Below are 11,941 nucleotides of genomic sequence, written 5' to 3' on the forward strand. Positions count from 1 at the left end.
CCTGCCCGGGCGGCGGACGGACTCCTAGACTGCCGGACATGGACGACACGCGGCTCGACCGGCTCGGCTCCGGCAAGTACCTGCTGGTGACCAGCTACCGCAAGAACGGCACCCCGGTCGCCACCCCGGTGTGGGTGGTGCGGGACGGCGGCGCGCTCGGCGTGTGGACGGCCGCCGACAGCTGGAAGGTCAAGCGGATCCGGCGCCGCCCCGATGTCCTCGCCGGACCCTGCGACGTACGCGGCAACCCCACCGGCGACCAGGTGCCGGCCACCGCCGAGATCACCGGCCCGGAGACCACCGACCGCTACCGCGCCCTCATCGCCCGCAAGTACGGCATCCTCGGCCGGCTCACCCTGCTGGGCAGCCGGCTGCGGCGAGGCCGGGACGGAACGGTCGGCATCCGGGTGACCCTCGCCCGGTGAGGGCCACCCGGGACGGGCGTCCTACGACGCGTCGACAACCGACCCCGACAGCTCCAGACCACCGGACACCGGCTTCCCGGTCTCCGGGTCGAGCTGCCCGAACCGCACCGACTCCGCGGGCTCACGGACCCGGTCCTTCACGGTCGGCACGGTGATGTCGGCGCTGGTGCGCCCAGGGGCGATGTCCGCCCACAGGTACAGCCCGTCCACCTTGGACAGCGGACGCGCGGGATCGGGCGACGCGCCGGCCGTGTCCCGCAGCCAGCGCGCCGGGACGTCCTTGGTGGACAGTTCCGGCGCGGTCGCCGGTACGACGCCGAAGAACACGCTCATGTCCACGTCGACCGCCTCGGACAGGGACACCCGCCACTTCAGCCGCTGCCCCTCGGTCACCTTGCCGGCGACGGGCGTGACGGTCATCGTGGGCGCCGGGTCGTCGTCGTGGACGGTGATCCCGCCCCGGTAGGAGCCGACGACCGCCCCCCGCACCGCCTTGACGAGCACGTCGTACGACACGTCGGTGCCGTACCGCGTGTTGCCCTTCACCTGGACCGGTACGTCGATGCCCTGACCGCCCGGACGGACCGTCACCAGGCGGTCCCTGGCCCTGCCGGTGGCGGGGTCGACGACGTACACCCGGACCTGACCGCTGCCCCCCGTGCCCGTGACCCGGATCGGCACCCGGTAGGTGCGCACCCCCGTGTCACCCTCGTCCACGGTCGTCCGGCCGACGTCCACGCGCGGCAGCGCGTCGGTGCGCACCGCGGGCGTCCCGGGCCGCCAGCCCCACGCGTCCATCAGCCAGGCCCGCCCGGACGCCGAACGCGGCGTCAGCTCCATCGACTTGACCGACCCCAGAGCGAGTCCGGCGCGGGTGGCCGCCGTCAGGGGCACCCGGATCTCCCGCGCCCAGTAGGACGCGGTCCGTTCGCTGCCGGGCAGCCCGTCCACCTGGACCCGGCCGAGCTTCGCCTTCCGGCCGGCGGCGTCGGTGAGGGACACGTCCAGCCGCGTCCCCCGGGAGTTCGGCGGTACGAACAGCCGCAGCGCGAGCGCCTTCGACCCGGACAGGGACACCGGCTTCGCCGCGCTCACCCGGACCGGGGCACCGGCGCGCGTCCAGTGCAGCGCCACCGCGTGCCGGCCGGCCTCCCGGTCGGTCGCCCACTGCGCGAAGTGCGGTGACTGCCCGCGCGCGCCCTGGTTCAGGCACGCTTCGGCCGCGGTGGGCGACACCGCGTCGCACAGCCGGCCACCGGTCACCGACACGCCTCCGTCCGGCAGGAGACCGCCGCTCCGGCGGGCCCCCACCGCGTGGCTGAGCACCCGCGCCGGGTCCGCCGACGGGGCCCGCTTCCCCGAACCGTCCAGCAGCGGACGTACCCGGTCGTCCCCGGCGAGGAAGAGCCGCGCGGCGGCGGCGATGTACGTCGAACCGGCCCGGTGCTGCTGGTCGGCGGTCAGCCGGGTCGCGGCCCCCTTGCCGCACACCGGGTCGCGCTGCCCGGGGTCGTCGGAGAAGTCGTCCTCGGCGGGCGCCGCGGCCTGACCGGGCGTCCACTCGGAGTTGAAGAAGTTGTGGTTGGCGCCGATCACGTACACGGCGCTGTGCAGCGCCGTACCGTTGCCGACGGCGCGCGTGCCGTCGACGTACACCTCGCCCTGGAGGTCGGAGACGTCACCGTCGCAGCCCGGCAGGATCGTCACCGACGGCACGTCGGGCACCGGGTTCTGCCCGAAGACGGTGGGCCCGATGAGGACGGTGCCGCGGATCTTCCAGCGCACCGGCCCGTGATAGCCGTCCTGGTCCGCGGGTGGCGGCGTGAGGCTGTCCAGGGCGGCCCGGTCGACGCCCTCGCCGCCCCGCGAGTGGCCGACCAGCAGCACCCGGGAGAGGTCGGCGCGGGGCGCCGCGCGCACCACGGCCGGTGCCGTGGAGGGGTGTTCGGTCCAGTCGGCCCAGCGGGCCAGGTGCAGCCGCACGAGCGAGGACCGGGCCTGCGCGCCACCGTCCTCAGCGGCGAAGTCCTGCCCGTTGATGCCGTTCGCGGCGACCGACACGGTCATGTAGCCCTGGGACGCCAGGAGTTTCTGGTCCCGCAGATATCCGCGGTGACTGGGCACCGGCTTGGTGCCGGCCGGGCACGGCCAGTCACCGGTGGTGTCGTCGCGGCCCTTGTAGCAGACGGAGTGGCGGCCGTGCAGGAACAGCGCGAGCGGGCGCTTCCCCGAGGCGCCGACCGGTGCCACGACCACCGCGCGCATCTCCACCGGCTTCGAGAAGCCCGGCAGGCGGACCGACTTCAGTGCGTACTCGCCCGTCCTGGTGCGGTACGAGCCGGGCTTGCCCGGGTCCACGCCGTTCGCGGGGAGCGGGGCCGGCAGCCGCGCCGCCGACGCGGTCCCGGCGCCGTCCCGCGCGTCCAACCGCCGTCCGCCGGACCACACTTCCAGCCCGCTCAGCCCCGGTGAACGCCGCCCGTCGAGCGGCAGCCGGAAGGTGTGCCCGTCCGAGCCCGGCCGCGGCACGCCCAACAGGCGCCCGCCGGAACGGAATTCGACCCGCGCGTCACCCATCGGCACCGGCCGGTCCGACCGCCACACCAGCTGCGGCGCCTGACTCCGGCCGGCCAGCCGCCATCCCGGTGGCAGCGGGCCGTCGTCCTTGACCGCCGAGGCCCCCTCGACCGGTCCTCGTTGGGGCTGGGCTGTCGCCACCCCCGGGGACGCTCCTGCCACCGCGAGCAACGCGGCGGCGGTCACCCCTATGTGCCGGGCACGGACCACTGTTCCTCCTCGAACCCCGACCTCGGGCGCCCGGGCCCGCCGGGACGCCCCTCGTCCCCGGAGGATGAACAGCGGAGGCTGTGGGTTGCCTGTGCGCGGGAGGTGGTGGATCACACCAGGGGAGGCGGGGCGCGCGGGTGGGTGCGGCGGGAGTGCGGAGGCAGGGGTGCGGCGGTGCGTGACCGTCAGGTCAGGCCGGAGGTAAGGGTGTTGTGAGATCCAGGCCCGGGGGACGGGTGCTGTCAGGTCCAGGCCCGGGGGACGGGTGCTGTCAGGTCCAGGCCCGGGGGACGGGTGCTGTCAGGTCCAGGCCCGGTAGGGCTCGTCCAGGAGCTGGAAGACCGGCTCACCGCGCACCGGGTCCTTCGCCGTGGACAGCCGGACCCGGTCGCCGCTGTGGATCCCGACCGGCGGCCCCATGACCCGGCCCCGAACGACGAACCCCTCGGCCATCTCTATCAGCGACACGTTGCGCGCCGCGGGCGTGTTGCGGTGCACCACGGTGGAGTGGCGGACCGTGCCGACGCCCTCGCTGCGCTCCGTGCGCAGTTCGCTGCCCTGGCACACCGGACACAGCAGCCGGTGGTAGGTCGCCGTGGCGCACCAGGTGCAGCGCTGGAAGAGGATGGCGTCCTGGGAGTCCACGGAGACGGGGTCGAGGACACCCGTCGCGGACCCGGCCGCCGGATGCGCGGTGCTTGCTGAGTGGTGGTACACGCTGGTCAACTCCTCGCGCTCGGCCGGAATCCCGTGTGCCCGGCGCGGACCGCGCACGCGGATGCGCGGTCGCCGTGCCACCGCGCACGCCGACAGAGTATGGCACTGAGTGTCACTCGTAAAGGCACTCCGTACCCAGAATTGTGGGCGACGGCGAGCCGGGGGTCAGCCGCGGCCGAGTGCCGTCTCCAGTTCCTGCACCACCCGCCACAGCGGGGCGTCCCGGCGGGAGACCAGCACCACCACCTCGTCGGACTGCCCTGCCCGCTCCCCGGAGCCCGCCGGGCCGGACCGCGCGGACGCCGCCGGGGAGTCCGTCGGTCCGCCGTAGGTCCTGTGCACGTAGCCCAGCGCGTGGTCGACCGCCGCACCCGGATCGCCCGTACCGTCCGACCGCAGCCAGGAACGCAGGGCGTTGTTGTGCGCGGCCACCACCGCCGCCGCGATCACGTCGGCCCGCAGGGTGCCGTCGGGCCGCCCGGCGAACCGGCCGCGCAGATACGCGGCGAGGGCGCGCTCGTAGCGCCACACCACCGACAGTTCGTAGGCGCGCAGGCCCGGCACCCGCCGGGTGAGGCGATAGCGCTGCACGGAGAAGGTCGGGTTCTCGGCGTACATCCGCAGCACCAGCCGGGCCGCGTCGCACACCCGCCGCACCGGCTCGTGCTCCGGGCCGCCCGCGCCGAGGAAGGCGGTCATGTCGGCCAGGCAGCGCTCGTGGTCGGGGAAGACCACGTCCTCCTTGGAGGGGAAGTAGCGGAAGAACGAGCGTCGGCCGACACCGGCCAGGGCCACGATGTCGTCCACGGTGGTCTGCTCGTACCCGCGTTCCAGGAAGAGCCGGAAGGCCGCCGCCACCAGGGCATCCCGCATCGGTGGCTTCGCGGCCGGCGCCGCGCTGCTGGAGCTCATGAACGGGAACGTAGCACCCGGGACGCTTCCGTGACACTCAGTGCAGTTCCAGGGGCATTATCGGGGAACTGAGTGCTTTCGCGGTGGGTGGCGGGTCGCTGACCTACGGCTCCCGGGGGCGGCCTCGCACGCCCGCACCCTGCGGCGTAACCTTTCTGCACCCCGCTGGCACCGGCCGCGCACCGCCCCGAGGAGACCTCCCATGCCCGCCGCCCGCCCCCGCCTGCTCTACGTCACCGACCTGGCGTACCGGGCCCGCGGGCGCCGCTACTGCGACGAGGACATCCACCTCACCTCCCGGCTGCGCGCCCACTTCGACCTGGCCCTGTGCCACCCGCTGGACGCGGCGGCCCTGATGGCCGGTCACGACGCCGTGGTCGTCCGCAACAGCGGCCCCGTACTCGGCTACCCGCGCGAGTACGACGCCTTCCGCGCCCGGGCGCTGGCCACCGGCGCACGGGTGTACAACCCGCTCACCGGCAAGGGGGACATGGCCGGCAAGCAGTACCTGCTCGATCTGACCGCCGCCGGCTTCCCCGTCATCCCGACCGTCGGCAGCACCGAGGACCTGCACCTGCTGCCGGCCGCCGCGCGGTACGTGGTCAAGCCCAGGCTCGGCGCGGACTCCCTGGGGCTGCGGACCGTGTCCGCAAGCCGGATCGCCTCCCTCACCGCCGCCGACGTACTGATCCAGCCGCGCGTCGACTTCGTGCACGAGGTGTCGTTCTACTTCGTCGACGACGACTACCAGTACGCCCTGTACGCCCCCGACCCGCGTCGCCGCTGGGAGCTGCGGCCCTACGCGGCCACCGCCGCCGACCTGGAGTTCGCCCGGCGCTTCGTCGACTGGAACGACCTCGGACACGGCATCCAGCGCGTCGACGCCTGCCGCACGGCCGACGGCGGCCTGCTGCTGGTCGAACTGGAGGACCTCAACCCCTACCTGTCCTTGGACGCCCTGCCGGAGGAGGCCCGGGACGCCTTCGTCACGGCGTTCACGGCGTCCCTGAGCCGGTTCGTGCAGGGAGCGCCCAGCCCGGTCCCGGGGTGAGCCGGACGCCCGGCGGGGGAGGGGCCGGGCGTGAACGGGTCCGTCGCGAGCGCCGTATCCCAGGGCGGGAACCGCGCGAGCCCCGTACTTCCGGGGGACGGAAGGAGAGCCAGGTGCCGACACCGCCCGATCCCGAACGGCCCCCGCCCTCACCGGCGCCGGAGCCCATCCGGGTGCTACGGCCCCGCCGCTTCGACGCCCTCGCCGAGCTGATGCGGGAGATCCGGCCGGACCCGGTGACGTACGAGCCCTCCGGCTCGGCACCCACCCCGCATCCGCTTCCCGCCGAGGAGGACACCCGGGAACTCCCGCCGGTGCCCGCCGCCCGGCCCCCGCAATCCCCCGCCCGGAACCCCCGCGGCCCCGGCCCGGGCCGTCTCCCGCAGGCCTCCGCCCGAGGCGCGTCCGGCCCCGGACCGGTCCGGTCCCCGAAGGTTCCCGCCCGGGGGGCGTCCGGCCTCGGACCGGGACCGCGCCGGGCCGCCGTCGCCGTGGCCGTCGCGGCGGCCGCCCTCGCCGGTTTCGGCTGCGCCCTGCTCCTCCCCGGCCGCCAGCAGGCCACCGCGGCCCCACCGGTCTCACCGCCCAGCACGGCTTCCGCGCCCACCGCGGCCGCCCCACCCGCCGCCTCGTCCGCCCCACCGGCCGCCGCCACCGCGCCCGATCCCGACGGCCCCGGCACCCTCCGCCAGGGCGACACCGGACCCCCGGTCACCGAACTGCAGCGGCGCCTGCTCCGCGTCCCGGACGTCTACCGCGACGGCACCGCCAACGGCACCTACGACCCCGCACTCACCGAGGCCGTGGCCCGCTTCCAGCTCTGGTACGGCATCAGCGGCGACGAGAAGGGCGTCTACGGCGACGACACCCGCCGCGCGCTGGAGTCACGCACCGGCACCGGAGACGATTCATGAGCGGCACACCGGGAACAAGCAGCGACGCCGGGAGCCGGCAGCGGATGGGCGCGGCGGACGGAGGTGCCGGGGTGAACCGAGCGGATCGGCGGGACGGAGTTGCCGACGTGGACGACAACGGGCAGACGGACGGGAACGGCCAAGGGGGCGAGGCCGGCCAGGGGGACGTGGCGGGCTTCTTCGCGCGGCTGGACCCTGACATGTGCGTGGTGACGGCGGTCGCGGACGGCGAGCGGGCCGGCTGCCTGGTGGGGTTCGCCTCGCAGTGCTCCCTCCAGCCGCCCCGGTTCACCGTGTGGCTGTCCAAGGCCAACCGCACCTACCGGGTGGCTCGGGCCGCGCAGTACCTCACCGTCCATCTGCTCACCCGCGACCAGCGGGACCTGGCGGAGCTGTTCGGCGGCGAGACGGGCGACGAGACCGACAAGTTCGCGCGGCTCGCCTGGCGGGAGGGGCCGGGCGGCACCGCCGTCCTGGACGACGCGGCGGCCTGGCTCGTCGGCAGCGTGCTCCACCGCACCGACGGCGGCGACCACGTCGGCTTCGTGCTCGATCCGGTCGGGTCGGGTACGGGCCGGGAAGGACCGCTGCTGCGGCTCTCCCAGGCCGTCACCATCGAGGCCGGCCATCCCGCGGACTGACGCCCGGCGAGCGGGGACGTCACCCTCGGCCGCCCCCGGCCCCCGTCGCGTCCCGCTCGTCCTCCGCCGGCATCCGGATGTCGAGCACGCACACGTCGTCCCGCCGCTCGTCCGCCAGCATCGTGGCGAGCAGCGCCTCCAGGGAGGCGGACTGGCCGCGGCCGTGGGCGCGCACCGCCTCGGCCAGCCGGTCGAAGCCCGCATCGAGCCCCTCACCGGGACGCTCCACCAGACCGTCGGTGTACAGCAGGAGCCGGTCACCGGGCTCCAGACGCAGCTCCGCCGACTCGTAGACGGGGGAGCCGGTCGCGCCGAGCAGCATGCCTCCGGGCCGGTCGAGGTAGCGCACCTCGCCCCGGCGCACCAGCAGCGGCGGCGGGTGCCCGGCCTGGGCCCAGGCCAGGACGTGCTCCGCGGGGTCGTAGCGGGCCAGGACCATGGTGGCGGTGGTCTGGCTGTCACGGGAGTGCAGCAGCAGCCGGTTGAGCCGCGCCAGGGCCCCGGTCAGCGACGAACCGGTGCTGACCATGCCCTTCGCGGTGAACCGGAGCTGAGCCATGGTGGCCACGGCGCCGATGCCGTGGCCCGCCACGTCACCGACCACGAACAGCGCTTCGTAGTCCGGCAGTTCGATGGCGCTGAACCAGTCGCCGCCGACGTGGATCCCGGCCTGCGCCGGCAGGTAGGCGACCTCGACGCGCAGCCCGGCCAGCCGCACCGGCTTGCTGGGCAGCGGCAGCAGGGCGTGCTGGAGCCGGGTCGCCAGCGCCCGCTCGGCCTGGAGGACGCCGCGCTGGAGCAGCATCGCGCGCTCGCTCTCCACCAGCGCCAGCTCCGCGCTGCGCTGCGCGGTGAGGTCCTGGACGAAGCCGTGGACCTCGACCGGGGTGCCGTCGGGCGCCGTGACGGCCTCCGCGACCATCCGCAGATGCCTGACGCCCGCGGACGTCTCGACGCGGAAGGGCACGTCGAACGGGTGCGCGTGGCGGACGAGTCCGGCGATCGCGTGGGCCAGCGGGCCCGCGTCCTCCGGTACGGCCAGGCCGGGCAGCCTCTCCAGCCGGACCGGCTGCCGCCCAGGGGACCGGCCCAGCACGGTGTACGTCTGCGCGGCCCAGGAGATCTCCTGGGTGATCAGGTTCCAGTTGGCCCAGCCGAGATTGCCGAGCCGCTGCACGTCGGCCAGGCGCTGCTCCTGCCGGTCCCTCCCGCCGTGCCGCAGCCAGGTCACCACCAGGCCGTCGCCCAGCGGGGCCGCCCGTACCGAGTAGGTGGCGGTGACCGGCACGCCGTCGATGACGTCCTGGTAGGCGAAGGGCTCGCCCTCGAACGGCACCCCGGTCCCGAGCGCCTGGAGATAGCCCTCCCACAGTGGTTCCCCGGCGACCGACGGATAGCTCTCCAGGATGTGGCTGCCGACCATGTCCCGGCCGGCCCGGCCGAACACGTCGACCGCCCCGGGGGTGGCGGCGTCGATGCGGTAGTCCTCCACCTGGCCGGAGGTGTCCCGCAACGGGGTCAGCAGGGTGATCGCGCCGGGCAGTGCGTCGAACACCGCCTGCACGCTCTGGGCGGCGCTCTCGGCCGCACGCTCCCGCGGCCCGTCGAAGGCCCGCAGCCGGCCCGCGCTCAGCCGGGCCACGGCCCGTAGCAGCTCCCGCTGGCGGGTCGTGAACGGTCCGCGACGCCGGCGCAGCACGCCGAGGGCGAAGGACGCCGCGTCCCCGGCCGGCACGGGCAGCCACGCGCGGGAGGGCCAGCGCTCCGGGGGGTCGCCGATGAGCTGGTACCGCTCGTTGTCCGCGGCGGGATCCTCCAGCCAGCGGGGCTCCCCGGACCGCAGGACGTCCAGCGCCGCGACGCCGGTCATCGGCGGGACGTGACGCCACTGGGCGGCGAGGGTGGTGTCGACGCCGGCGTGTCCGATCAGTCCGAGGCCGCCCTCGGGCAGCCGCTCGTAGAGCATCACGGCGTCGGCGCCCACTTCGGGGGTGAGGTGTTCCAGGAGGCATTCGGCCAGCTCGTGCGGCGAACCGACCCGGACCAGGTCCCGGCCGGCGTGCCCGAGCACCTCCGCCAGGTCCACCGTGCCGGCGGGCGGGGGCGCCCAGGATCCGGTGCCGGCGGGCGGGGCGGGGTCCGTGCCGCCGGGCGGGGCCGGTGCCGTGGCGGCCGGCCCGTCCGGGCCCGACAGGCCGCCCAGGGTGAGCCAGCACTGTTCGAGGAGGGTGCGGTTGCCGTCCTTGGCCCGCCGCGTCAGCTCCTTCTGCGCGGCGTCCGGCATGCACCCGGTGAGGGCCATCAGCACGCCCTTGGCCCGCTCCAGCACGGCGGTGGTCGCCGCCCGGTCCCGCAGCCGTTCCAGCTCGGCCCGCTGCCGGGCCACGACCTTGGCCAGCGCCGCCACATCGGCGCCGCTGCCGGGGTCCACCGGGGGCACGGGCTCGCTCGTCACGCGACGAGCATTGCACACCTGGGGCCGTCCGATCACTCGTCTGCCAGGTCCAGGTTCATATGACCGTCGTACGAGATTTCCGACCGTGGGGGCGGGCCGCGCCAACGGGGCGAACGGGGCCGGGACAGGCGCGGACGGGCCCGCTGGACGGGCGGACACACGCTGCGGCGCGGGCAGGGCGCGACGGCCCGGGCGGCGGCGCAGACGGGGTGTGACGACGGTGGAGGGCGGCGGCGGACGGGTCGGCTCGGAGCAGGACCGGGGTCAGCGGCTCGTGCCGCGGCCGGCCAGCGCCTCGCTCACCACGCGGACGCTGCGGGCGATGTGCTGGAGCTGGAGGACCTCGGCCGCGTACATCTTGATCGTGTGCTCGATCACCGATTCCGGCAGCCCGAGTACCGGCAGTTCGGCCCGCGCGGTCTGGAGGGCGGTCCGTGCCACCCGGATCTCCTGCTGTACCTGGATCTGCGCGTGCCGGGCGAGCAGGACGGGGTGCCGGATGAGCGCCGGATAGCTGGAGTAGCGCGCGGGGATCAGTTCGCGCAGCCACTTGGCCGCCGAGCGTTCCCAGTCGTAGGAGCCCGGCGTCTTGACCTGACAGGGCCAGTCGGGACTGATGCGCGTGCTGGTCAGGGGCATGATCATCGCTTCCGGTGTGCGGCGTCGGGAGGTGGTCGACGGGTTCGGGGCGGCCCCGGCCCAGGGGATGGCCGGGGGCCGCCCCGGGCGCCTCGCGCGGGCGACGCGCCCCGGAACACCCGGGCGCCGACGTGGGTAGGGACGGCGGGCCGCGGGGTGTCCGTGCGGGGGCCCCGGGTGCCGGGTGCTGGCCGTGCCCGGAGCCGGCCGGGTGCGGTCCGTGAGCAGTATTTATATATGCCTTCCGGTTTGCAAGACGTATGAAAAAATTCATGCGCGGTCTGTGGTGAATCGTCCCCGTTCAGGCGGTGGGAGGCCGCAAGATCTTCACGAATGTGCGGCCGGCGCGGAAGGATCGGCCGCCGTGACAGCCGATGCGGCCCTGGCGGCAGGATGCGCCCCCGGCGGCAGGCCGGCTCAGTCCCGGAGGAAGAACTGGTGGTGGTCCGACAGCTGCTCGTACTTCTCCAGCCGGGCCTGGGTCCGCTCCGGATCGGCGTCGGTCATGGCCTGGAGCAGCGCGGCGGCCAGCACCCCGGGCGCGGAGTAGGAGTCGAACACCAGCCGCGAACCGGTACCGGTGGCGAAGGCCACGTCGGCCTCGTCGGCCAGCGGTCCGAGCGCCAGGTCGGTCACCAGGGCGACCCGCAGACCGGCACCGCGCGCCACCCTCAGGGCGTTGAGCGTCTCCTGCGAGTGCCGGGGCATCGCGAAGGCCAGCACCCAGCTGCCGCCGGCCTCACGGGCCTGGAGCAGCGCGTCGTAGGCCACGCTGCCGCCCCGCGTCACCAGCCGTACGTCGGGATGGATGCGACGGGCGGCGTAGCCGAAGTACTCGGCGAGCGACACCGAGATACGCAGGCCCAGCACGGTCAGCGGGGTGGACCGGGACAGCTCGCGGCCCACGTGGATCACCCGGTCGGGGTCGGCGAAGTCGCGCCGCAGGTTCTCCAGGTTCTGGATCTCGGCGTCGACGGCCGCCTGGAGCTCGTTGGCCCGGTTCTCCTCGCCCGGCCCGCCGGCCAGACCGCTCAGCGCGATCGACTGGAGCCTCTCCCGCAGCGCGGGATAGCCGCTGAAGCCGACGGCGGCGGCGAAACGGGTGACGGAGGGCTGGCTGACCCCGACCCGGTCCGCCAGCTCGGTGATCGGCAGGAACGCGGCCTCGGTGATGTGCTCGATCAGGTACTGGGCGATGCGCCGCTGCCCCGGCGACAGACGGGGGCCGTCGAACAGTTCCCGCAGCCGGGAGGTCGGGGAGGCCTCGGCCTCGGGCACGGTCTTGCCCGACGTGATCGCTGATGCCTGTGCGCGTGCCTGCTGCGGCGAGGGCACCGGTCGGTCTCCTTTGTCTCCCACGAGCACTCAACATAGCTCACCGACCGCCGTGACCAGGGGGT

10 protein-coding genes are annotated in these 11,941 nt (G+C 74.7%); 4 read left to right on the top strand and 6 right to left on the bottom strand.

What is annotated here, in order from left to right:
* Positions 1-38: 38 nt before the first annotated feature.
* On the top strand, positions 39-425 hold the full coding sequence (locus ACGFT1_RS30285; protein ID WP_373912168.1) for a PPOX class F420-dependent oxidoreductase: 387 nt from the start codon (positions 39-41) through the stop codon (positions 423-425).
* Positions 426-446: 21 nt separating this feature from the next.
* Here the strand turns inward: ACGFT1_RS30285 and ACGFT1_RS30290 are convergent, their stop codons facing one another.
* From ACGFT1_RS30290 to ACGFT1_RS30300, 3 genes are all read right to left on the bottom strand, one after another.
* Positions 447-3,212: a hypothetical protein gene (locus ACGFT1_RS30290; RefSeq protein ID WP_373912169.1), complete on the bottom strand. Its 2,766-nt coding sequence runs from the start codon at positions 3,210-3,212 to the stop codon at positions 447-449.
* Between the two features lie 300 nt (positions 3,213-3,512).
* Positions 3,513-3,929: a Zn-ribbon domain-containing OB-fold protein gene (locus ACGFT1_RS30295; protein WP_373912170.1), complete on the bottom strand. Its 417-nt coding sequence runs from the start codon at positions 3,927-3,929 to the stop codon at positions 3,513-3,515.
* Positions 3,930-4,094: 165 nt separating this feature from the next.
* Entirely contained in the window at positions 4,095-4,841 is a 747-nt protein-coding gene (locus ACGFT1_RS30300) for a TetR family transcriptional regulator (protein WP_373912171.1), read from the bottom strand.
* A 202-nt stretch (positions 4,842-5,043) separates the two neighbouring features.
* Between ACGFT1_RS30300 and ACGFT1_RS30305 the strand changes: the two genes are divergently transcribed.
* From ACGFT1_RS30305 to ACGFT1_RS30315, 3 genes are all read left to right on the top strand, one after another.
* The gene (locus ACGFT1_RS30305; protein WP_373912172.1) at positions 5,044-5,892 is read left to right on the top strand and encodes a hypothetical protein; all 849 of its coding nucleotides are present in this window, start codon (positions 5,044-5,046) and stop codon (positions 5,890-5,892) included.
* 113 nt (positions 5,893-6,005) lie between these two features.
* Positions 6,006-6,806 (top strand): peptidoglycan-binding protein, encoded by an 801-nt coding sequence (locus ACGFT1_RS30310; RefSeq protein WP_373912173.1) that lies wholly within the window; start codon positions 6,006-6,008, stop codon positions 6,804-6,806.
* Positions 6,807-7,006: 200 nt separating this feature from the next.
* Entirely contained in the window at positions 7,007-7,447 is a 441-nt protein-coding gene (locus tag ACGFT1_RS30315) for a flavin reductase family protein (RefSeq protein WP_373912209.1), read from the top strand.
* A gap of 19 nt (positions 7,448-7,466) precedes the next feature.
* Here ACGFT1_RS30315 and ACGFT1_RS30320 read toward each other — a convergent pair whose 3' ends face one another.
* The 3 genes from ACGFT1_RS30320 to ACGFT1_RS30330 form a co-directional block, all read right to left on the bottom strand.
* Complete coding sequence (locus ACGFT1_RS30320; RefSeq protein WP_373912210.1) at positions 7,467-9,878, bottom strand: SpoIIE family protein phosphatase; 2,412 nt, start codon at positions 9,876-9,878, stop codon at positions 7,467-7,469.
* A gap of 288 nt (positions 9,879-10,166) precedes the next feature.
* Positions 10,167-10,547: a hypothetical protein gene (locus ACGFT1_RS30325; protein ID WP_356822797.1), complete on the bottom strand. Its 381-nt coding sequence runs from the start codon at positions 10,545-10,547 to the stop codon at positions 10,167-10,169.
* 411 nt (positions 10,548-10,958) lie between these two features.
* Positions 10,959-11,876 (bottom strand): MurR/RpiR family transcriptional regulator, encoded by a 918-nt coding sequence (locus ACGFT1_RS30330; RefSeq protein ID WP_373912174.1) that lies wholly within the window; start codon positions 11,874-11,876, stop codon positions 10,959-10,961.
* Between the last annotated feature and the right edge of the window lie 65 nt (positions 11,877-11,941).

It is taken from the genome of Streptomyces sp. Y20 (genome assembly GCF_043195475.1).
Lineage (GTDB): Bacteria > Actinomycetota > Actinomycetes > Streptomycetales > Streptomycetaceae > Streptomyces.

Bases quoted from the DNA above. Each gene is read 5' to 3' on its own strand.
- ACGFT1_RS30285 (WP_373912168.1), top strand. From the start codon at position 39: ATGGACGACACGCGGCTCGACCGGCTCGGCTCCGGCAAGTACCTGCTG.
- ACGFT1_RS30300 (WP_373912171.1), bottom strand. From the start codon at position 4,841: ATGAGCTCCAGCAGCGCGGCGCCGGCCGCGAAGCCACCGATGCGGGAT.
- ACGFT1_RS30305 (WP_373912172.1), top strand. From the start codon at position 5,044: ATGCCCGCCGCCCGCCCCCGCCTGCTCTACGTCACCGACCTGGCGTAC.
- ACGFT1_RS30315 (WP_373912209.1), top strand. From the start codon at position 7,007: ATGTGCGTGGTGACGGCGGTCGCGGACGGCGAGCGGGCCGGCTGCCTG.
- ACGFT1_RS30325 (WP_356822797.1), bottom strand. From the start codon at position 10,547: ATGATCATGCCCCTGACCAGCACGCGCATCAGTCCCGACTGGCCCTGT.